General features: G+C 43.6%; 20 protein-coding genes. 7 read left to right on the plus strand and 13 right to left on the minus strand.

What is annotated here, in order from left to right; genetic code table 11:
* Nucleotides 1–167 precede the first annotated feature (167 nt).
* Nucleotides 168–1,799 (minus strand): alpha-glucosidase, encoded by a 1,632-nt coding sequence (locus tag AB4407_RS01175; RefSeq protein ID WP_372117788.1) that lies wholly within the window; start codon nt 1,797–1,799, stop codon nt 168–170.
* Between the two features lie 194 nt (nt 1,800–1,993).
* On the opposite strand from AB4407_RS01175, the gene AB4407_RS01180 reads away from it, so the two are divergent.
* The 3 genes from AB4407_RS01180 to AB4407_RS01190 all read left to right on the plus strand — a co-directional run bounded on the left by AB4407_RS01180 (nt 1,994) and on the right by AB4407_RS01190 (nt 3,683).
* Nucleotides 1,994–2,911, plus strand: a complete 918-nt coding sequence (locus tag AB4407_RS01180; protein ID WP_372117791.1) for a LysR family transcriptional regulator — start codon at nt 1,994–1,996, stop codon at nt 2,909–2,911.
* Between the two features lie 173 nt (nt 2,912–3,084).
* A complete protein-coding gene (locus AB4407_RS01185) occupies nt 3,085–3,333 on the plus strand; it encodes a prevent-host-death protein (protein ID WP_009845862.1) in 249 nt (82 codons plus the stop codon).
* 11 nt (nt 3,334–3,344) lie between these two features.
* Complete coding sequence (locus AB4407_RS01190; protein ID WP_065679238.1) at nt 3,345–3,683, plus strand: type II toxin-antitoxin system RelE/ParE family toxin; 339 nt, start codon at nt 3,345–3,347, stop codon at nt 3,681–3,683.
* Between the two features lie 166 nt (nt 3,684–3,849).
* Here AB4407_RS01190 and AB4407_RS01195 read toward each other — a convergent pair whose 3' ends face one another.
* The 5 genes from AB4407_RS01195 to pulA form a co-directional block, all read right to left on the minus strand.
* The gene (locus AB4407_RS01195) at nt 3,850–4,095 is read right to left on the minus strand and encodes a hypothetical protein (RefSeq protein WP_065679239.1); all 246 of its coding nucleotides are present in this window, start codon (nt 4,093–4,095) and stop codon (nt 3,850–3,852) included.
* Nucleotides 4,096–4,614: 519 nt separating this feature from the next.
* Nucleotides 4,615–4,986, minus strand: coding sequence for a hypothetical protein (locus AB4407_RS01200; RefSeq protein WP_372117794.1), 372 nt, complete (start codon nt 4,984–4,986; stop codon nt 4,615–4,617).
* 28 nt (nt 4,987–5,014) lie between these two features.
* Nucleotides 5,015–5,344 (minus strand): hypothetical protein, encoded by a 330-nt coding sequence (locus tag AB4407_RS01205; protein ID WP_372117797.1) that lies wholly within the window; start codon nt 5,342–5,344, stop codon nt 5,015–5,017.
* A 447-nt stretch (nt 5,345–5,791) separates the two neighbouring features.
* Nucleotides 5,792–7,558: an alpha-amylase family protein gene (locus AB4407_RS01210; RefSeq protein WP_372117799.1), complete on the minus strand. Its 1,767-nt coding sequence runs from the start codon at nt 7,556–7,558 to the stop codon at nt 5,792–5,794.
* Nucleotides 7,559–7,813: 255 nt separating this feature from the next.
* Nucleotides 7,814–11,551: a pullulanase-type alpha-1,6-glucosidase gene (pulA, locus tag AB4407_RS01215; protein ID WP_372117802.1), complete on the minus strand. Its 3,738-nt coding sequence runs from the start codon at nt 11,549–11,551 to the stop codon at nt 7,814–7,816.
* A gap of 377 nt (nt 11,552–11,928) precedes the next feature.
* Here pulA and AB4407_RS01220 point away from each other — a divergent pair, with 377 nt between their 5' ends.
* A complete protein-coding gene (locus AB4407_RS01220) occupies nt 11,929–12,318 on the plus strand; it encodes a DUF1294 domain-containing protein (protein WP_372117804.1) in 390 nt (129 codons plus the stop codon).
* Between the two features lie 54 nt (nt 12,319–12,372).
* On the opposite strand, the gene AB4407_RS01225 is transcribed toward AB4407_RS01220, so the two are convergent.
* Complete coding sequence (locus tag AB4407_RS01225; protein ID WP_372117807.1) at nt 12,373–12,957, minus strand: LysE family translocator; 585 nt, start codon at nt 12,955–12,957, stop codon at nt 12,373–12,375.
* A 141-nt stretch (nt 12,958–13,098) separates the two neighbouring features.
* On the opposite strand from AB4407_RS01225, the gene AB4407_RS01230 reads away from it, so the two are divergent.
* The 3 genes from AB4407_RS01230 to AB4407_RS01240 all read left to right on the plus strand — a co-directional run bounded on the left by AB4407_RS01230 (nt 13,099) and on the right by AB4407_RS01240 (nt 16,039).
* On the plus strand, nt 13,099–13,539 hold the full coding sequence (locus tag AB4407_RS01230) for an Lrp/AsnC family transcriptional regulator (protein WP_009845852.1): 441 nt from the start codon (nt 13,099–13,101) through the stop codon (nt 13,537–13,539).
* A 26-nt stretch (nt 13,540–13,565) separates the two neighbouring features.
* On the plus strand, nt 13,566–14,495 hold the full coding sequence (locus tag AB4407_RS01235; protein ID WP_372117809.1) for a LysR family transcriptional regulator: 930 nt from the start codon (nt 13,566–13,568) through the stop codon (nt 14,493–14,495).
* Between the two features lie 308 nt (nt 14,496–14,803).
* Nucleotides 14,804–16,039, plus strand: a complete 1,236-nt coding sequence (locus tag AB4407_RS01240; RefSeq protein WP_372118033.1) for a tetratricopeptide repeat protein — start codon at nt 14,804–14,806, stop codon at nt 16,037–16,039.
* A gap of 302 nt (nt 16,040–16,341) precedes the next feature.
* Here AB4407_RS01240 and sstT read toward each other — a convergent pair whose 3' ends face one another.
* The 6 genes from sstT to AB4407_RS01270 all read right to left on the minus strand — a co-directional run bounded on the left by sstT (nt 16,342) and on the right by AB4407_RS01270 (nt 22,227).
* Nucleotides 16,342–17,559: a serine/threonine transporter SstT gene (gene sstT, locus AB4407_RS01245; protein ID WP_372117812.1), complete on the minus strand. Its 1,218-nt coding sequence runs from the start codon at nt 17,557–17,559 to the stop codon at nt 16,342–16,344.
* Nucleotides 17,560–17,948: 389 nt separating this feature from the next.
* On the minus strand, nt 17,949–19,013 hold the full coding sequence (gene rsgA / locus AB4407_RS01250; RefSeq protein WP_372117814.1) for a ribosome small subunit-dependent GTPase A: 1,065 nt from the start codon (nt 19,011–19,013) through the stop codon (nt 17,949–17,951).
* Between the two features lie 483 nt (nt 19,014–19,496).
* Complete coding sequence (locus AB4407_RS01255; RefSeq protein ID WP_009845847.1) at nt 19,497–19,955, minus strand: copper chaperone PCu(A)C; 459 nt, start codon at nt 19,953–19,955, stop codon at nt 19,497–19,499.
* Nucleotides 19,956–20,069: 114 nt separating this feature from the next.
* The gene (locus tag AB4407_RS01260; RefSeq protein ID WP_372117817.1) at nt 20,070–20,666 is read right to left on the minus strand and encodes an SCO family protein; all 597 of its coding nucleotides are present in this window, start codon (nt 20,664–20,666) and stop codon (nt 20,070–20,072) included.
* The gene (locus AB4407_RS01265; protein ID WP_372117819.1) at nt 20,663–21,103 is read right to left on the minus strand and encodes a hypothetical protein; all 441 of its coding nucleotides are present in this window, start codon (nt 21,101–21,103) and stop codon (nt 20,663–20,665) included. Before AB4407_RS01265 ends, AB4407_RS01260 begins: the two co-directional genes overlap by 4 nt.
* Nucleotides 21,104–21,306: 203 nt before the next feature.
* Nucleotides 21,307–22,227 (minus strand): DUF368 domain-containing protein, encoded by a 921-nt coding sequence (locus AB4407_RS01270; protein ID WP_269334816.1) that lies wholly within the window; start codon nt 22,225–22,227, stop codon nt 21,307–21,309.
* Nucleotides 22,228–22,577: the final 350 nt, after the last annotated feature.

The following is a 22,577-nucleotide window of genomic DNA, read 5'->3' on the forward strand; positions in this document are numbered from 1 at the left end:
ATATACGGATGTGTCGGCTAAATATGCGGCTTTGACAGTTAAGTTTACGCGCTAAAGAACAACGAAAAAGGCAAGGGGTTACCTTGCCTTTGTTCGGGGATTAGCTCTTATGGTGCTATAGCTTCATAGCGCCATAGCTACAGCTTTACAGCGAATGCCTCATAGCTTTACAGCTTTAAAGCGAATGCTTCATAAGGGGCTAAGTTGAGTTGCGCGTCGAGGCTCGAAACCTCACCATAGTTTTGGATTAGGCAAGTTGCTGTTTGAGTGCGATATTGCTCAGGGACGTCAAGCGTTAATGCTTCTCCAGAGAAGTTACATACGACAAATAGCTGCTCACCATCCAACTCACGTACGTAGGCGAAAACTTTGTCGTGTTCTTCAAAAACAGGAATGAATGAACCGTAGACAATCGCAGGGTGAGCTTTTCGTAACTCTATCAATGTCTTGTAGTGATAAAATATGGAACTTGGATCAGCCAACGCACTTTCGACGTTGATCTCTGGGTAGTTTGGATTCAGCTCAATCCAAGGTGTTCCGCCAGAGAAGCCTGCATTAGGTTGCTTGTTCCAGTGCATGGGTGTTCTAGCGTTGTCACGGCTGTTCTCGTGAATGGCGTCCATCATGTGTTCATGAGTGACACCCGATTCCGTTTTTACTTTATAGAAATTGTGCGTTTCAATATCTTTATATTGGTCTAGATTGTCAAAAGCGACATTGGTCATGCCAATCTCTTCACCCTGATAAATGTAAGGTGTGCCTTTTAAGAAGTGCAAACACGTCGCCAGCATTTTTGCTGACTCAACTCGGAAATGTTTGTCATCACCGTATTTTGAAACCAAACGCGGTAAATCGTGGTTATTCCAGAATAGGGAATTCCAGCCACCATCAGCCAGCTCAAGCTGCCACTTGGTCAGCACATTTTTGAACTCTCGAAGATCAAGCGGAATAGGGTTCCATTTGTCACCTTTCTCCCATGTCAGGGTAATGTGTTCAAATTGGAATACCATAGAAAGTTCATTTCTATCTTGTCCGCTGTATAGCTTGGCTATTTCTGGTGTTGCGCCCCAAGTTTCTCCTACGGTTAACAAATCCTTGTTACCAAAGGTCGCCTGATTCATTTGTTGTAATAGCTTGTGCAGCCTTGGTCCGTTCCCAGTGATGCCTTTATCGATCTCTTTACCAATAAGATCAATCACATCTAAGCGGAAGCCGCCGATGCCAAGGTCAATCCACCAGTTCATCATAGTATGAACTTCTTCTTGAACCTTCAGGTTTTCCCAGTTCAAATCGGGCTGACGTTTCGAGAATAGATGGAAGTAATATTGTTGTGTGAGTTCATCCCACTGCCAAGCGCTTCCGCCAAAGATAGAACCTTGGTCATCTGGTGCACTGCCATCTGGTTTTGCATCGCGCCAAATGTAATAGTCTCGATACGGATTGTCTTTTGAAGAGCGTGCTTGCTCGAACCAACGGTGCTCATCTGACGTATGATTTACCACTAAATCCATAACAATCTTAATGTCACGTTTCTTCGCTTCATCCATCAGGCGTTTCATCTCTTCCATCGTGCCAAACTCTTCAGCTATCGCTTGGTAGTCGGAGATGTCGTAGCCGTTATCGTCCATTGGAGATTGATAAACAGGAGAGAGCCAAATGACATTAATGCCCAGTTCTTTGAGGTAGTCGAGTTTGCTGATGATTCCATTTAGGTCACCGATACCGTCATTATTCGAGTCTAAAAAGCTACGCGGGTAAATTTGGTAGACCACTGCGTCATGCCACCATTTCTGTTCCATCTCAATGTCCACTTAATAAGTTAATTGACTTTACTATAGTGATTTCACCTTTCAGTGGGAAATAGCATTACTAATGCTCTCTATAGAAAAATCCTATATCATGAGCTCTATCCGCTGCGCGCTGTGTTCAGTGGTTTAATTTGTTGAATTTCTAACCTCGCATTTTGTGATCGAATGCAAACTAAGAGAATCCTATGAACAAGCTATACCGATATTTTCTGATGGTTGCGCATACAGGCAGCATTAAAGGTGCCGCGGAAAAGCTGAATATTAGCCAGCCCTCCTTGACCGCTGCGATCAAGAAATTAGAGAGTGATGTTGGTGTGGCTATTTTTATTCGCAAGTCAAAAGGCGTTGAGCTTACCGAGTACGGGTTGTTGTTTCGGGAGTTTGCACAAGAGCAGCAAGAAAAGCATCTGTCGTTAATGCACCGCTTTACCGACATGCAGCAGCGCCAATCCGGTAAATTGAAGCTCGGCACTGGGGAAGCTTGGTGGGAACAATTTGTGTGCAAGGCGGTTGAGGAATACAAGCAACAAGAACAAATGGGCTCGCTACATTTAGAGTTCGGTAACAACTTGTCTTTGATGCACCACTTGGTTCAAGGCGATATCGACTTGTTTGTTGGCCATGAAATCTATGGGCTGCATGAGCGATGCAAAGTAACGTTTTACCCACTCTTTCAAGACAAAGAAGCGGTGTTTGTTCGAGCTAAACATCCATTGCTAGCGAAGAAGCACTTAGACCCGATCTTGTTAAGGCGTGAGATGTTGGCGTTTCCAATACTCCAAGTGACCCCCGATCACTCTAGACATAACTCTGTACTGTCTGACCACGTAAATTCACAGCCTGGTGGGCGCGATACCGAGGTGGTTGGGCGAGATGTCTATGACGTTGACTCTCTTTTTGCGAGCTTAGATATGCTAAGAATGTCTGATGCTGTCATGCCATACAGTCATAAAATGTGTGACTGGATGAAAGACAAAGGCTTCGAAACCTTACTGATTGATGACTCTAAGCTAGGAAACGTTGGCCTCTACGCGAAACAGGGAGCGGAAGACCTCAAGATCAAGACGTTCATTGAGATCTTACAAAAAGCCAACTTTGATTAAGCATTGCATGAAATACGAAACTCGTTTTGGTAAGCGTCCAGTCTTGGTTGTGCAGAGCAGTTTAAATAAAGTCTAAATTTGAACTAGTAGTGATCGGGTAGTACAATATAGCTATTGAATGAGTGATGACATTCAACTAACTAAAGCAACAAATACAAACAGGGTGAGTGATTATGGACACAGCAAATGTAGAAACCGTCAGTTTCTTAAAAAAAAATGCGGCTAACTTGCCTTTAAGTGAACCACTAACGATCACGCAAAATGGAAAACCTACGTATGTAGTTGAGTCGTATGAAGACCATAAAAAACGTCAAGATGCCATTGCGCTAATGAAACTGGTTAGCTTTGCAAAAAATGATGTTGTTCAAGATCGTGTAACTTCGTCTAGAGATTTAAGAAGTCGATTAGCTGCCCGTAAGTAACAAAGGTAAATATGACTCATAAAGTAGAAATTCAATACACGGAAACATTTGAAAATTCGCTAAATGATTCGATTGATCACCTAACTCAATGGAATGATGAAAAATCAGTCATTGAAGGGATTGAGAGTCTTTTAGATGCCTTTGAAGAAAATGTGAGCCATAACCCTAACATGTACTCTAGATGTTCTGAGCTTGTAGGGTTGGGAGTCACTAGTATCAGAGAGTTCAAAAAATCGGGTTTTAGGCTGTTTTATGAGGTGAATAATGGCACGGTTATAGGCCTGGTCTTATTAAGGCAAAAACAAGACATATCAATGGCTCTCGTTGATTATTGCATCATACATAAATAAAGTTATAGCAGAGATTTAGCTGATGTACTAATAACCCTGTTTAGTGGCTTACGGGGTAAGTTTTAATTTGAGTTAAGCGGCTGTTGTTAAAAAGCTTTATGTACGTGTTCGCTTTAAAATCCAAAGGCTATCAGCCGTTATAGAAAGCCCCTTTACACCTATTCGCTTACCCTTTGGTCTGGTGACCGGTTTTCTTCGCAAACTTTTGCATCGCTTCAGCAAAGGTTGTTGCCCCACCTTTGGCTTGTACCTGAACTACCTTATACCCCAATTTTTCTAGCGCTTGGCGCTCTGCTAAAACAGCGTCATCGTCTTGCTGGCTGCCCTGTGCTGGCTGATGAAGGTAACACCCTTCGAGTTGACCATCTTCGACCAGTTGGTGGTGTTTCAGTGCATTGATATCAAAATTCATAGTCAGTCTTTTCGTTTAAATGGGGGATGTCTGCGGCAAAGCCCGCAAGCATCGATAATTTTCTTGTTTGTACCATAAGGCATTTTAACCATAAAAAGCGAATCGAAAAACAGTAAACCAGTGGAATGTAATCGGGAGCTGTTAACCTCAGAAAAGGGATGAGGTAATTGAGATCGTGCTGGAACGGTTTTGCTAAATTAGCAATTAAATAGTGATACAATAATATTTTATAAAAAGGGGGATAGATAAATGGAACTCATTTTTTCACCATTTTTAATAGTTTTTTTGTTCTGGAAACAAATAGAAATAGAAATAGATAATATATTGATTAGTGTAATTTTCTTTTTGTACGCTATAGGTTTATTCTTTTTTGTGGATCTTCCAACAAATACTAGAATTGGTAGCTTGTTTATAGGACTTCCATCTACCTCTTATCTAGCGTTTATATTTCCTTCCCTAATATCATATGAAGAAAAGGTGGTTAAAACCACCTCTTGTATTATGCTTCTAATTACTTCACTATTTTTGATCTACTTTCAACTTTTCGTATATGAGTAATAAATCAGTCTCGAGATTGTAGTTTTGAAGCCGTTTATCGAGTTCTTTTATAAAAATCAATTCTTCTTCTGTCAGCTTCGAAGAATCCATTTCGTTATAAACAGAGAGCGTTGTTTTGGGGGCAGATTCATTTATGCTGCCAATGTAGTTCAGCTCTTCTGGTTTTGAACAAGATTCTATTCTCAAGCTACGAATTAGAGGTAGATATTCCATATCTTTGAGAGATACCAAATGCGTGGTTAAATCAGGCTTGGCTTTTTCAAAATCTATGCACTCTTGGACTTTCGCGTAATATTTATCTAGTCGATCGTCAGCAAACGTCCCAGAAGACATAGCAGTCAACATTAAACAAGCTGTTAGCTTAGCGCATCGCATTATACATACACCTCCAAAACATTTTTTCTTGATACGTTAACGATGGTTTCATATACATTCTTGCTGAAATGTCTTCTACCCGACGTACAAGCAGAGGATTAGATACTCTCATAGCTTGGTCTAGCAATTCAAAATCAGTTGTGTATATTTTGTATGACGCTCCTATTACACCGTTACCGCCGAAGATATCAAGCATTGCTGATGCGCCCATAAAAACAGAAAGTGCTTTGGCCATATCTTGCAATTCTCTTATTTCTTCAATCGCATTTCGACTGTCGGAACCAAAACGAATACTACTAAGATCACTACATGACATAAGTTAATAACCCTTTTCTAATATTTAAATTAATCCAAATTTTCACTTTCACCACTACTGTACATTTCAGCAACAATGTAAACAATGCTGCATAAATCAAAACTACATAATCACTATAAAAACAGCCGTTTAGACGGTTAAAGACTGGGTTTTATACCCTCTACATGGGAAGTTTTTTAAAACACCAATAAGTAGATGAATACATTTTTTAGTGGCAAAGTCAGTAAGTAGGATGTGAAAGGTTAAAAGTGAGCTGGCTACACATAAGGGTAAAACTTCAACCTGAGAAGCTTTTGGGCAAAAACAAGTTACAGCCACCCGCCATAGCTGCTTAGAACGTGCTTTGAAAACCAACGACCGTTTGAATTTTACTTATCCGAAGACGACGTTAAGTACCTTTTATTGTATTTTAACGCCGTCATTGCTAGTTGCTTTTTGAATGGTCGGTTAGAGGGGTAACACCCAAGCGAAAGCGGCTAGGGGCTTTAATTCTGCACTGAAGTAACCGACACCATTTTCCACATACAGAGTCTGTTGTTGGACGCCTTCAATATGTTCTTTGAGCGTATAGCTTCCGTCAGCGATGCCTAGTTTTTGAATAACCTCTGCCGTCACCTTCAGCTGAATGTGGTCTGTTTTGCTTTGGCTGAAGTTAGCCGCGGCGATAACCAGTTCTTGATTATCGAAACGCAAGAAAGCATAAACAGAATCACTTAGCTGATTGGATTGGTGTAAATCTTGGTACGCTCCGGTCATCGATGAATGGTTCAGTGAAAACGTCATCACTTGTTGATAGAAGAGTCTGAGTTGCTTTTCGTCATCGTTGAGCTGCCCACCATCGAACTTTCCTCCGTTCATCCATTTTTGATGTTGAGGAACACCTATGTAGTCAAATATAGACGTGCGAGAAGGTTGCCCAAAGCCTGCATTCTCCGTACCTGGTTCGCCGACTTCTTGCCCGAAGTAAATCATGGTGGGAGAGCTACTTAATAGCGCACTGACTAACATGGCTGGTTTGGCGATGTGTGGGTTACCAATAAACTCAGGAGACGCGACACGCTGCTCATCGTGGTTGTCTAAGAAGTGCATCATGTGGTGTTCGATGTCCATCATTTGATGCTGGATCTCAGGAATGATTGCCGTTGAAGCCTTACCTTGCATAATTGCTTTTAGGCCGTCGTAAAGATCGACTTTGTCATACAGGTAGTCCATTTTACCCAAGCGAATGTAATCACGATAAAGATCCGGTTGATACACTTCCGCCATCAAAAAGGCGTCTTGATTCTTTACTTTGATTGATGAATTGAGATAGCTCCAGAATTCGACCGGTACCATTTCTGCCATATCGTAGCGAAATCCATCGACGCCTTTTTCTAACCAATATAATGCGATGTCTCGAAACTTAACCCATGAATCCGGCACATCAACTTGCTGCCAGAAATGGTAGTGGGCGAGGTGATCATGCATCGCATAATCATTCGGTAGTCCAGGGAAGTCTTTTGAACCGTCTGGTCGCACGCCATAGTTAATTTTTACGGTTTCATACCAATCATCGAAGTTTGGTTTGCTCAAACGCGATCCGTTGCCTGTCCATTTGGCTGGGGATTCAAGAAACGGTGAGGCTAAATTCGGATGTTGTTCGCCACCAAGAGGAATGAACGCAGGTTCGATCTCGGGCAGTTCAAATGTGCTGTCAGGAATGTAATAGAAGTTATTGTTGCGATGATACTCAACCGTCGTGTCATCTTGATCACCAAAGTCACGTACGCCCTCTGGGTTATTCAAGCCTTGGTAATTACGGGCAATGTGGTTAGGGACGATATCAATGATGACTTTCAAACCATTGTCATGGCTTCTTTTGATCAAGGCTTCGAATTCCTGTAAACGCTGCGCTGGGTTGTCAGCAAGATCTGGGTTTACGGAGTAGTAATCTTTGACGGCATAAGGTGAGCCAGCCCGTCCTTTTACAACGCTTGGATGATCGTCTGAGATGCCGATGTGCTTGTAGTCGTTGATCACAGCATGATGTGGTACTCCGGTGTACCAAATATGAGTGATGCCGAGTTCTCTAATTTCTGTCAGCGCTTTATTGGTGAAGTCACTGAACTTGCCCACGCCATTTTGTTCAATGGTTCCCCAAGGTGTGTTCTGTGTATTCTGATTGCCGAACAAACGGGTAAAAATTTGATAGATTGAATGTTTCTTGTTGTACATACTTATATTCCATCTCGAGAAGTGGAGCTGTAGGGCTTTGTCGTTGAAGCTGTGTTAGACGTTATATTTGATATAGAAGTTATCGTTAGGAGGCTAGCTTAATCAGAATGCGGCTTTATCCTCCTTGGGTAAGAAAATCGGGGCGTAGTTGCTGTGGTATGTGAGCGGCTGCTCAAAAAAAGGGGAGGTTAATACCTCCCCTCGCTTTTCCCCAAAAAAACAGGCTCGTCTGTGATGATTATGTGAATGTGAAGCTTATTGTTTCGTCACAGATACCACGGCTTTTTCTGCGCTGTCATTGAGTTGATGAATCGCATTCAGTGTGAATGTGTAGTTGCCGGCTTCGGTTACATTCAACTTACAGTCGCCTTCGCTGCCAATGTTGATCGAGCCTTTAGCTAAGTCGACGGAGTGACAGCCAATATCCAAGACACCCCAAGTAGAACCGCCAAACTTGAAGCCATATTCACCCACAGCCAAAGCGCCACTGACAGAGTAAACGCCGTTACCAACGAAGCTCATCGCCCAAGCGTCCGTCGGGTTCCATCCGTTCATTGCACCACGTACATAGACGGTCGTTTTGCCATATGGCGGAATCTTAGATACGTCCTTTTGTGAGTTATCAACCGATAACCCAGCACCTTGTGATGCGCCTTGAGTTTGCACAAATACCGCGGTGGTCAATGGCGGAACGGTGAAGGTCTCAGCGGAAAAGGTGGCGCCTTTCACGATGTCATCGGCAGAATTCTGCTGAATGGTATGGAGTGTAAAGCCCGTTGCTCCCGTTATCTTGAACGATTGAGATTTACTCGTTGAGTTTACAACAACCACAATCGCATCAACGGCAGTATCTAGGTCTTTGCCTGTGGAGATTCCGTCATCAATAGACATCACGATCAGGCCTTCGATTTGATCTTTGCCCACATTGCGGAAGTCGACACGCTTCATGACTTCTTCTGCTGTGTCTAAGCGGAACAGTTCACTTGAGCTGCGGATTTTTAACAGCTCTAGGAATTGCTGCTTGGTGAGGTCAATATCCTCTTTTGCAGGCTTGGCTGTGCTGTCGGCAATGATGGTTTTGATGAGTTCCCAGTTGGCACCATCTTTGTCTTCACGAGGTAAGCCAACATTCCAGTTGTTGTCAGTACCATCAAACATCACGCGGTTGTACCAATCGCCAGAGTCGTAAGAATCACGCTGCATTGATTTAGAACGTAACAGCTCAGAACCCATGTGTATGAACGGGATGCCTTGCCCCAACATGACGGTCGAGAGCGATACCGACTGCATACGAGCACGTTCTGCAGAGCTTGTACCTTCGGCGATTTTGTAAGCGTTGTTATCCCAAAGAGTTTGGTTATCGTGCTTGGAAACGTAAGAGATGTTCTCTGACGGCATTTTGGTGTAGCCGGCAGGTGCGCCGTTGTAGTCGACGTTTTTGCCCAGTTTGGTATCGCCTTTGTAATCCAGTAATACGTATTCGGCTAAGTTACCGGCCATGCCTAAACGCACAAGATCTTGGTTGTGTAAACGACCGTTGACTGAATCTTGATCAACCTTGGTTTCTTCGTTGGCAAACGCGGCGTTACCGAAGCCTTGGTTAAATCGAAGTGGGTGCTTACCTTCAGAATCGACACCACCATCAAATGGGCTACCGCCGCGTACTGCATCACGCAAACGGTCAGAGAAGGTGCCAATTTCGGTGCCTGCCATATTGATCTGGTTGGCTTGTTCGAAGCGAGCGTTGTTTGCTACTTCGCCAAAGTCCCAACCTTCGCCATAGAACAGGGTATTTGGGTCGATCTTGCGCACTTCTTTCAATGCTTCAACCATTACGCTTTTTGGCTGGTGGCCCATTAAGTCAAAACGAAAACCATCAACCTTATAGTCGTCAGCCCATACCTTGAGTGAGTCGACCATCAACTTACCCATCATTAGGTTTTCAGTTGCGGTGTTATCACAACACGTTGAGCTTTCCACGCCACCAGTGTTCACATTCAGGCGGTGATAATACCCAGGGACGATCTTATCCAGTACGGACTTATCGTTCACGCCAGACGCATTGGTATGGTTATAAACCACGTCCATGATCAGTTTAAGATCCATTTCGTGCGCAGCTTTAACCATTTGACGGAATTCTAGAATACGTTTTGAACCGTTAGGATCTGTCGCGTAACTTCCCTCTGGAACGGTGTAATGAAATGGGTCGTAGCCCCAGTTGAAACTATCTAGCATACGCAGATCGTTCATTAGAGCTTGGGCATCGCCTGTTGAAGAGTTATAGCTGTTGAGTACGGTTTCGATGGTTTTGTTTTCATCTTCGGTGCCGCATAAAGTCGCCGTTGGTTTTACGTTACAGAGTTTGCCAACGGTGTCGGTGATATCCACGCGGCTCGCGTCATCTTCATTGATGGTAGCGATATCGAATGCCGGTAAGATATGAAGCGTAGTTAAACCGGCTTCTTTCAGAGCTTTCAAATGTTTTACTGACTCACGATCGGCTTCTGTTAGCGCTAGGTACTTGCCGTTTAAACTTGCTGTACCTAACTTATCACTGAAGCTAAAGTCACGAAGGTGTGACTCGTAAAGTACGTGGTCTTCGTCTTTCTTCACCGTTGGGCGCTTATATCCAGCCCAACCTTGTGGCATCAGTGCTGCTTCATCAAGGTCAATCACTTGAGAGTATGCTGAATTCTTCGACAAGCCGAGTGAGTATGGGTCGGTCACAAGGCGAGTTTCGATATTACCAGTGGTTGGGTGATAAACCTTCACTTGGTAACGGTAATAACTATTCACGGCGTTAGAAATTGAATCCGTTGCCCAAATGCCTGTTTCCAAGCTTTCTGTCATTGGGAGCACTTTAGAACTTTGTCGGTCTTCGCTGTAGAGGACGAGTTCAACATCTTGCGCAGTAGGGGCCCAAAGCTTGAAGGTCGTCGTGCTGCCTTCCACAATCGCCCCCAGTGTTTCTCCGATTGCGTTACCGGCCTCTTCGTTGGCAAATACAGCATCAAGTACGCCGGGCTTTTGAACTTCAGTTGATGAGATAATGTCGCCATTCGCATTATACGCAACAACAATGATCTGAGATTTCAAGATGGTGCGCAGCGTGCTGGCGTCAACATCAATTGATAAAGCGGGTAGGCTTGCTAGATGACGGAAGCGTTCTTTTAATGCAGAGGATAGCTTGCCATCTTTTTTGAGTTCAACGGCCTGCCCACCGACGATCGCCTTATCATCGTTTATCGTGATGCTGTTATCGAGTGCGTAGAACAACTTGAGAGAATCGGCACCGTCTGCAGCTTCCCAAGCGATTGTGTTTGAGTCCAACCAATGTGCCTTCTGGCCATCAATCTTAACTGGGCGTTCTGAAATCGGTTCGTAGTACAGCGCGCTGCTGCCATGGAAACCGAATACAGATTGAGATTGACTCAGTTTGGTGAGATCAATTTTCGAGTTGGCGCTGCCAAACGCCTTATCGCCGCCATTATGCAAGATGAAGTTGATGCACTTATGAGGGTCGGATGCATCTGGATCGACTTTCAACACGTAGTAGGCGCCATAGGTATCATTGATGCCCTTGAATTCATAAGGTACGTCCCAGTCAGTCCCATTGCTACCTAATCCCATGCCGACTAAGTCAGTGCTCGTACAACCTTCGCCATTCCAAAGGTGAAGCCCCCAGCCGTCATAGGTCGAGCCAGAAGCGCGAGCCGCTGCAACATCTCGTTTGTAATAAATAACAACTTCGTTTTCAGCGGCTTTATATAGACTATTGCTGTCAGAGTTTGTTTTGCTAGTGTCGCTTCCACAGCCTGCTACCAAGGTCGCGGTGACGAGAGGCAATATCGCCTTAGCTATAGATGAACGTTTAAAGGTGTTTGTTTGCGCAATATTGAATCTTTTCGTTTCCACAATATTGAATCTCTTTGTTTTTGCAATCTTCAAGGTACTTTGTAGAATCTCGTGTTTATTGGTATTTATTTCGTTCACGTTTTGATATCCATATTTTTTACGAAGATGAATATCCTAGTCTTAACGATGCTCCACTATTTGTGACGCTTATGTATTAAGTTATTTTTAATCCGTAAAAATAGGAAACCTAGTGTCGATATCACGGATTGTGGTGGTTAACGCGCTTTTTTATTGGTTCAATAGCTCATAAAATACAGTTGGTTAGCCATAGGCGTAGAAGATAGGAGTAGTCGCTAGGGGTGATAACTACGCCTTATTTATGTGAGCTTAGTGGCACTTCACTCGCAGGTTGTTTTTTCTATCAAAAAAAGTTTGTACTCATTCGCCTCAAATAGCCTTGGTGAGTCTTTAATGTGGAATGGTGACGCTATGTTGTTCATTATCCAAAGGAGTTGATGTTGTCTTCATCTATTCAAATCGCTATTACTTATCTGGTATTAGTAGCGGTATCTGCGTTGTTTTCAGAAAGTTCAAAATCGCTCTTGGTGTGGTATTTAGTTATCGGAATAGTGACGTTTTTTGTGTACGCGAAGGACAAGAGAGCGGCAATCAATGGTAATTGGCGTGTACCAGAGAAAACTCTGCATATTTTTTCTGTTGCTGGTGGTTGGTTAGGGGCGTTAATTGCTCAAGATAAACTGCGTCATAAAACGCAGAAGCAACCATTTAGACTTATATTTTTCGTGACGGTGTCACTTAATGTTGTGGCTTTTGTCTGGACGTTAACGCCGAGTGGGCAGGCGACATTTGGTCAATGGCTAAGCGAGATTATTAAGCTCTTTTAAAGAAACGGATGGTTAGCACCTAAGTACTAACCATCAATAGATAAAGTAAGTCGATTAGATCATCGGAATCGTCGATGCTAAAAGTAACCCTGCCATACCGTAGTTGAAGCTTTTGATTCGAAAGGGTGTTGTTAGCCAATGTTGGAGCTGTTTACCTGCCGCTGTCCAGAATGTCACAGAAGGCAAGTTGGCTAGCGTGAAGATACTGGCGATGATCGCGAGCTCCCACCATGAACTGCCACTGCTATACACTGAAATAGCCGTCAGCGCCATTGACCAACCTTTCGGGTTCACCCACTGAAAACTGGCTGCGCCAATGAAGGTCATTGGTTTAAAAGCCTTAGTACTTTTCGCTTTACCGCTCAATGCTATCTTAATCGCAAGGTACACGAGGTAAGCAAGACTCAGGTATTTCAAGATTTGGTGAGAGACCGGATAGGCGTTAAAAACCCCCATTAAGCCGAAGCCAACCAATAGCAACATGGCTGCAAACCCCAGAGCAATGCCAAGCATGTGCGGAATGGTACGAGCAAAGCCAACATTGGCTCCTGATGTCATGAGCATGATGTTATTTGGACCTGGTGTGAAGGTCGAGACAAACGCAAACAAGGCAAGTGCGCTAAGTTGTTCTAAAGGCATTGTGATTCTCCAGCAGTAAAATGAACGAAGTGACTGACCGGTCATGACTTTCACGTGTTGAGAAACATAGTAGGTGGAAAGTGAGGCAATTATGTGCTTTTATTTCCTCAATTATCACTTAATGCACAATAATAAGTACTTATGGATAGATTTGACGAAAGGATATTGCAAGAGCTTAAATTGGACGGCAGAATCTCCAACATTGAGCTTTCAGAACGTATAGGATTGTCGGCTTCAGCGACCTTAAGGCGAGTACAGGATCTCGAGCGTAAAGGGATCATTCAAGGTTACCGTGCGGTTCTGGATAATGGACTGATGGGCGTTGGCTTTATTGCTTATGTTTCGATTGGCTTATCGAGCCATAGCAAAGCGGCTCAGCTAGAGTTTGAACAGCACGTCAGTATGGAAAAAGAGGTGGTGGAGTGCCACAACATCACTGGTGCCAACGAGTACTTGCTAAGGGTAGAAACCAAAGATCTACCGGGCTATAAGAAGTTTCATGCCGATGTGCTTGGGGAATGTGCTCAGGTTCAATCCATTACGACTATGGTTGTGATGGACACTCCCAAAGATGAACGTTAGTCGAGTTTTATTGTAGGAGAGGCGCAGTGCCCAATACTAACCAATTGTTGTTGTTCTTAGATGTGGTTCAACAAGGGTCGTTTACCAAAGCGGCAACCTTGCATGATATGGACAACTCATCGCTCTCTAAACAGATCAAAAAGCTTGAGCAAGATTTAGGTGTCCAGCTTCTCAACCGTTCTACGCGTTCGTTCTCGTTGACGTCGGCAGGGGAAGATATTCTCGCGCAAACCTACGTGTTGAAAGACACGATCAATCAGATCCAAGGTATTGCAGATTCATACCAGTCTGAGCCAAAAGGTGTGCTACGAATTACCTCGCCGATCTATTTTGGTCAGCAATATCTGCAACCTATCATCACGCAGTTCATGAGAAAGTACCCTGATGTTCAGATCGTACTTTCACTAGACGATAAGATCGCCAACATCATTGCTGGGCAGTTTGATATCGCGTTTCGCTTCAGTAAGCTTGTTGAATCGAACTTGATTGCCAAGAAGATTGCCGACAGTAACTTTATGCTCGTTGCATCGAACGACTTTGTGAAGCAGCATGGTGAGCCGAAAACGCCACAAGATCTGCTCGCGCTACCTGCGGTGATTTATACCAATGGCGATATGACGGTTGATCATCTGCGTATCAGTGAAGAGCCACATGGTAACACTTTCCAAAGCCTGACGATTCGTGGCAACTATAAGGTCAGTGATGTTCGCACCATGGTGTCGTGTGTGAAAGATGGCTTAGGTTATGGCCTCCTTGACCAATCAAACTTGTATGCCTCAATGAAAGAACTGGGCTTGGTGACGTTACTTCCAGATTATGCAATCTCGACGGTTGATACGGCTATTTATGCTGTGTATCCGCATCGTAAGCAGACCAAATTGGTGAAAGAGTTCATTACTACGGTTCAAGACTATATCGGCTCTCCGACCATTTGGGAGAAGATGCAGCAAGGTTAATTATGTCGCTAGGCCATAAGCTGCTAGATAAGATAGATAAGATAGATAAGATAGAATAAGTAACGTCCCAAGACTTATAGAGAAAAAGCGAGCGGGATCACAGCATTAATGGAGTGCTGACGGATAGATACTCGTAGGCTTTTTATCATTATATATTCCTGAGATACTGAACAAAATTCATTTTAGGGCAGAACGTTTTAATAACTGCGCTTTTCCCTGTCATTCAAACATACTGCTCGCTATAGGTTGATTGCTTTCCTGTGTAGGGTGCTATTAGCCGAGTTAGGACAAAATATTTTATGAGTACAATGGGAATCGCAATTGGTGCGACCGCTCTTTCGTTAATACTGATTGCTGTTTGGTTGGTCTCTTTGTCGCTAAGAAAAAAGCGCTTGGAACAAGAACGTAAAGCTCGCGCTGTCGCTTACCGAAAAGCGATTGAAAAAGCACGTATCCAAGAGCAAAAAGATCGTCAATTTAAGGCTGAAACAGGGCATGTGCCGTCGATTCTGTATTTGGCGAAAGAGGCCGAACGAGTCAATCTTAAGGAAGCTCTGTATTGGTACGACAAAGCTGCCCATTTAGACAATGTCAACGGCATGTACGGCATTGTGCGTCTGAGTATGAAGTGCAAAGAAGACCTAATTTTAAGAGAAAAGGCCAATTTTTGGCAGTTAGCGATATCAGCACTGGATAACGATCCGCTTGCAAAATTCGAGGTGGGTAAAGCACTCGTGTTTGGTCGCGGAGTTGAGAAAAACCTTCCGAAAGGCAGCGCCTATATTGAAGAGTCTGCAGTTAGTGGTAACACCGAAGCGATGCTTTTCATGGGGGATTGGTGTTTAGATAGAGAGAACCCAGATTATTCTCCAGAAAGCTCTTTCATGTGGTTCAGAAAAGCGGCTGAAAAGAATAACCTAGACGGAAAAATCAAATTGGGTATGAGCTATTTGAATGGTGTTGGCGTTGTCGCTAATCATCGTGAAGCGGTTTACTGGTTTGAAACGGCAGCTGAAAAAAACTGTGCAGAAGCGATGTTTAAAGCCGGTGAGGCGTGGATTGACCATGGTGAGCACGGCAATGCTATCGCGTATATCTGGTTATTCTTATCGGCTCATTTTGGTTATGCGGATGCGAGGTATTTGAGAGATAAAGTTGGTGGGGATCTTGGTGTTGATGCCGTTGTGGGGTTACAGGCCCTGACTAAGCCAATAATGACCAAGTTGACGCAAGAAGCAATCACCAAGCACTCTATCGTTAAAGCGCTCAACAAGCTCTACAAACGCGATATCCCAGTGCATAAGAAAGTGAAAGAAGCCTCTGACGAAGAGGGTGATGAGTTAGGTGTCGATAAGGCGGATTTGGATACCGAAGCTTCAAGTGCTCAAGGTTTAAATGCCAACAATCACCAACAGGCGGCTGAAAACCATGATGGTGACAAGGCAAGCGCGAATCGAGCATCACAAGATAAGCAAGCTAACTCTAATAGCGGTTCTTTGGACTTTAGCCAACCGGCAGTCGAGTCTAACTGGAAGAGCAATTAATAAACCGTGTTTATGAGTTATTACCTGTGTTCTGAATATGACTGAAACGAGTAGTTCTACAATTTATAGTTCTACGATTTAAAAAATCCAACGATGTTATATGAGTGTAGATGTTATAACTGACTGTATTAAGCCGCTAAGGTGACCCGTTATTCATACGGTAGGTGTTATTGACAACGGCGGGTAAAGCACTCAAACAAAAAAAGGGAAGCATCTGCTTCCCTTTTTGTTTATGTACGATTTGCTTTTTAGAGCTTAGAGTTTAGAGCTCAGAACTGTTTAGGTTCAGAGTAGCTAAAGGATTATTGCTCTTTGTTTTGCTCGGCTTTACATACAGCCGCAGTGAAGACTACGTCAGTTGAGCTGTTAAGCGCTGTTTCAGCTGAATCTTGAATCACACCAATGATGAAACCAACCGCTACAACCTGCATTGCTACATCGTTTGAGATACCGAATAGGCCACAAGCTAGCGGGATAAGCAGTAGTGAACCACCGGCAACGCCTGAAGCGCCACATGCTGATACTGCAGCAACAAGGCTTAGTAGAATCGCAGTGAAGATATCAATCTCAATACCCATTGTATGTACAGCTGCAAGCGTTAACACAGTGATGGTGATTGCAGCACCCGCCATGTTGATCGTTGCGCCTAGTGGGATAGATACAGAGTAAGTATCTTCGTCTAGGTTTAGTTTCTTACAAAGGTTCATGTTCACTGGGATGTTTGCAGCACTTGAACGAGTGAAGAATGCCGTTACACCAGATTCACGAATACATTGCAGTACTAGTGGGTATGGGTTCTGTTTTGTCTTTGCAAATACAAGCAATGGGTTAACCACAAGAGCAATGATCAGCATTGAGCTTAGTAGAACCGCTAGTAATTGACCGTAACTTGCTAGTGCATCGAAGCCCGTTGTTGCAAATGTTGTCGAAACAAGACCGAAGATACCGAATGGCGCAAGACGAATAATGAAGCGAACAATGTGTGAAACACTGTGGCTAAGGTCTTCGAAAACCGCTTTGGTTGTTGCAGATGCGTGGTGCAATGCAAGGCCAAGGCCGATTGCCCAAGCAAGAATACCGATGTAGTTCGCGTTCATTAGCGCGCTAACTGGGTTGTCTACAAGCTTAAATAGAAGGGTATGAAGAACTTCCGCAATACCTTGAGGAGGGTTAGCACCTTCAGCGCCAGCAACCAGTGTCAAAGTGGTTGGGAACATGAAGCTCAGTACTACAGCAGTCAGTGCAGCAGAGAACGTACCAATCAGGTAAAGCACAATGATTGGACGCATATGGGTATGCTGACCTTTCTTTTGGTTTGCGATAGAAGCTGCAACAAGAATGAATACTAAAATTGGGGCAACAGCTTTCAGAGCACCAACAAACAGGCTACCTAATAGGCCTGCATCTTGAGCTGCTGAAGGAGAAACCATGGCGAGAACGACACCGAAAACAATACCAGCAAGGATCTGTAGGACAAGATTCCCACGAGCGATGCGGGCGAGCATGTTGTGATTTTGCATAAAATACCTGCAATTGTTAAATTATTATAGTGATGTATCTTTTATAAAGTTGTACCAAATCCAACTATACACTAGTGGAATGGGCGGTCATATTAGCGGGATCTTAGAGGGTGTCTAGGAATAGTTTACTTTTAGGGTGATTGTTTGCGCTACGTGGTGTTTTTAGAGCTAAATGTTAAATAATTGTATTTTGATTGAGCTATAAATCTGTGGAACTACATTTATTAGACCTAATATACTGTAAATTTGGAAATGTAAATGCTCATAGGTAAGAACATTGTGTGCATAAATAGTCGCTTTGCTACCAAATTGAAACAAAAAGCCCCACGTGTTTAACACGGTGGGGCTTAGTCGTTTAAATAAAGCGTATTGTGATTAACCTGATTGGTTTAGTCGGTCGCCTTTTTTATGTTTCGGCTTTCTGATTGTACGGTTTTGTACATCTTGGAAAGCTGTTTACTGTTCGCGCGTTGCTCTGCCAATGAGGCGCCATTTCTGGCTTGCTCTCTCAATAACTTTTGATAGTTAGTAAATCGTCTTTCAGACAAATCACCCTCCTCAATGGCTTTGCGTATCTTGCACCCCGGCTCTGATTCATGATGACAATCAGAGAAACGGCAATGCATGGCTAACTCTTCGACATCAGAAAAGGTTTCACTCACGCCTTCTGCGCAGTCAGCAAGTTGTAGCTCTCGCATTCCTGGAGTATCGAGCAGTAAACCACCCGATGTTAGCAAGTGGAGCGATCGTGATGTGGTTGTATGACGGCCTTTACTGTCGTCTTCACGAATGCCACCCGTGGCTTGTTGAGTTTCACCGAGCAATGAGTTTACTAGCGTAGATTTACCCACACCGGATGAACCCATTAAAGCCACAGTCTTGCCCGTTTTACACCAAGGCGACAAAACTTGAGTTGAGTCTTGGTCAAGGCTGTTTACCGCTTCGATCATCAGCATAGAATCTAAACTTTGCACTTGTTGTACTTTGTCTTCGTAGTCATCACACAAATCTTTCTTGGTGAGTACGATAACGGCTTCAACCTGTGCTTCATTGGCGAGTGCTAGGTAGCGTTCAATACGGCTTAGATTAAAGTCGTTATTTAACGAAACCACGATAAAAACCGTGTCGATGTTAGCTGAGATATATTGTTCGGCGACACGGCTACCTGCCGCTTTACGGCTGAAGAGCGACTGACGGTCTAATAAGCGGCCGAATTGCAGTTCAGCATTTAATATCACCCAGTCTCCAACCGTCATTGCGGGTTGGTTTTGATGGATAGGGAGAACGATTTCGCCTTGTTCTGACGCTAGTGTATAGCCGCTGCGATGGTGCGCGGTAATACGAGCAATGACGGATTGGTCATAGTCTTCGAGTGTCAGTTGTTGTTGGAATACAGGTTGCCATCCAAGTTGTTGAAGTGACATTGGATGAGAAAATGCAGTTTGTGAATTCATGTTTATTTACCCAGACGAGCGAGCTTTCTTTTCTCATGAGAGCATTAACGTCTTGTGAGATCTCAATTTGTTGATGAGCTCAAAGAGCTAATGAGACCAAAAAGACTTGCTGAGATTAAAAAGCGTCGAGACGTCAAAAATGTTTGAGCTTGGGTCGAATTCAAATAGATAGGACCCCGGATTGAGTCATGCTTTACAGGCATGCAGGAATTGATCACTTACGATCAATAGTAAACCGGGTAAAAGTGTGCGGTCGTCAAAGAGTGACGATAAGTTGGTCGATCGGTATTTAAGTTGGATTAACCAAACAAGTTAACGCGTTACTTTTACTGCCAGTTTTAGTGTCTTCATTACAATCATCTTCTATTCTCCTTGGTTATTAATGTTGTCAGGCTTTGAATAAAAAGCGAACTCAGTTTAGCAAAAAGCCACGATGGCGAGAAGTCATCGTGGCTTAAATTATTTCATCGATTGTGAATCTGATTAATGATGATCGTGATTCATCTTTTTCATGCCGCTCATTACTTTCTTCACTGGCGCATCAAAGGTCTGTGTTTCACCGTTTGCGAAGGTCAGTGTCATTTTGATTTGTTCACCTTCTTTTAGGCTGCTTTTTAAGTCAAACAACATGATGTGTAAGCTACCTGGTTTAAGTACAGCTTTACCATTTGCAGGGATGGTGATCGCTTGAACTTGACGCATCTTCATTACGTCGCCATCAACGATAACATCATGAAGTTCAACCTTGCCTGCTGCTGGTGTTGTTGCAGAAACAATAGCGCGATCTTTATCGCTATGGTTCATCAGAGTCGTGAATACCGCGCTGTTCACTGCTGAAGGCGGGGTTGCGCGCGCGTACGCGTCATGAACCATAATGTCGTTATTCGCTTGAGCAAGAGGAGTGAGCAATAAGCCTGCTAGAGCAAGTGCTTTTAACTTCATGTTGTTGTCCTTAATTTTTTGTTTTGGTCTGGGACCTGACTTTTTGTTCGAACTTTATTCGTTAAGTTCTTTATTTTTGTACACGTTGTTTCTCGTCGCTGATGACTTGGTACGTTAGCGCGTTAATGTGTTAATAGCTTCAACAATTGGCGCTGGCGTTAACGTATGCGGCACTTTGGTAATCAGCGTGCCATCGGGTTTTAAAAAATAGAAATATGAGCTGTGGTCTAGGGTGTATTCCAACTCTGAACCTTCAAGCTTGGTCTTTCTAAAAATAACACCGTAGTTGTGTGCAAGCGTTGTTGTCACATCTAACGGGCCACTCAATCCTTCCATCATTGGGTGGAAGTATTGTGCGTATTCGTATGAGGCTTCAGCGGCATCACGTTCTGGATCGAGAGAAACAAACATAGGGCGAATCTTGGCTTTTGCTTCATCAGAAATCTGGTTAAGTGCTCCGGCTAACATTGCTAGAGAAGTAGGGCACACATCTGGGCAACGTGTGAAACCAAAGTAAACGAGACGAACTCTGTCATCGGTTTGGTCAAAGATTTTCGTTGGCTGGTTATCTTTGCCGAAAAGGGTTGTTGCGGAGAATTGTTGTTTTGCCGCGTGTTGTTTTTGAGCTTCGTTTTGCCCATCAAAGTAACTTTTAACGCCAAAGCCAAGGACAAAAGCGACAACCAATGCTAACGACCAATTTCTACTCATCTTGCCATCCTTATTGCCGGATTTACAGTATCGACACCATCAGTGAGCTCACCGATCCATGTCATCTTGTCTAAAGTACATACAGGTAAAATTACATCACCTTCATAGGTATTATTGCCAATGTTTTTTAATTGAAAACGTGCCGAGCCCATTTCCATCTCTAAACCTGTAAGAGACAGCATTAATGTGTCAGAGGCTGCGCCTTCCCACACTACTTTGATTTTGGTGGAAGCCAGAGGTTGAGCCGTCTCGCGATCAAGTGTCATCGTAACTGTATTTTGCTCACACGATGTGGTGGAAAGCATGCAGTAATCATCTAAGTTAACCTCAGCAGAGGCTCGCCCCATCGCTGATTCAAATTGCTGAATTGCTTGCGGCCCATAAAAGCCTGCCACGAGAGCGATCCCAAGAGCAGCAACCTTTAATGCAGAGTGCATGTCGTGTTCTCATCTAATTTTATAAGAGCGGCGATGTTATCATATTCCTCAATATGTGCTTGTATCAAAAAGTAATTTTGTGCGTATGGTAGAACTAAAAAAGCGAAGCCATTGGCTTCGCTTTTGTCTGTGTCATAGGGGCGTGAGCTTAGTCTTTCTAAGCATTATCCGTTCTAAACGCTTTCCAGAAGTTGGCTGAATGATTAGTCAGCGTTGCGCTCTGCAAATTTCTCTAACCCAAGGACCAGAGCAATCGCTACAAGCATCATCACAATTGCCATTACTAGCTGTGAAGGTTGAGAAGTGACGGCTTCAAAATCAAACGGTGACAAGTTTTCTTGAATCAGAGGAACTTGCTCGCCTTTAGAGTTTGTACGCCAGCTGATCGTTTCTTTCCACGGCCAAATCTTCGGCAGTGTGCCGATCATCAAACCAGTCAAGAATACTAATGTGAAATCGCGGAATGAGCGCAGTAGCCAAGAGAGTACGTGTGAGAAAGTCAGTAGACCAATCACACAGCCACCAAGGAATAGGGCAAGTACATCAACCTGAAATTCTTTAACGGCACCAAGTACCGGGCCGTACATACCAATTAATAGCAGAATGAAGCTCCCTGAGATACCTGGCAAAATCATCGCACAGATTGCAATCGCACCTGCAATGAGAATATTGATACTGGTAGGTTCCATTTGCAGCGGCTTAAGCACGGTAATGCTGTAAGCGAAGGCAACACCAAGCAGCAAAAATACGAATCGAATCATATCGCGCTTTTCTACTTGTTTAAGAATATGGAAAACCGACACCAAGATAAGGCCAAAGAAGAAAGACCATAGTGGAACTGGGTGGGTGACTAATAACCAAGAAATCAGTTTTGCAAATGTCGCAATGCTCGTGAATACGCCAGCGAACAGTGAAATTAGGAAAAAACCGTTGATGTGGCTAAACGCGGCTTTGAAACCTTCACGCTTCCATAGTCCAAGTACGCTAGGGTTAATTCTTCGAATGCTTTCTAGTAGCGTATCGTAGATACCAGTGATGAATGCGATGGTTCCGCCCGACACGCCAGGGACAACGTCGGCTGCGCCCATTGCCATGCCTTTGAAAAAAGTACTTAAGTAGTTCATTGCTTCATAGAGTTGAGAGTGATTTTGTGCAGTATACAAACTTTAGTGTCAAAAAAGTATGAATATGCCTTTGGCGAGGTGCTTTTATTACCTCTTTAATTGTAAGGTAATACGTTGATGTGAACATCTGCCTTGCATTTAAAATACAACTGCTTGGTGTCTTATTATTATCGGCTGCAGTGAAACCTGTTTTCTATCGATATTGCATCTTGGTTGCATTATGCAAATGCACTTTGCAATTCGCATCATGAATTAGAGGTTTTTATGCGATGCAGGGCTTATAAAATGGCTAGATTAAAGTTGGCACGCTAACTGCATTATATACATTGACCCTTCTTAAGCCGAGGGTC

The organism is Vibrio sp. 10N.261.46.E11 (assembly GCF_041472735.1).
GTDB lineage: Bacteria > Pseudomonadota > Gammaproteobacteria > Enterobacterales > Vibrionaceae > Vibrio.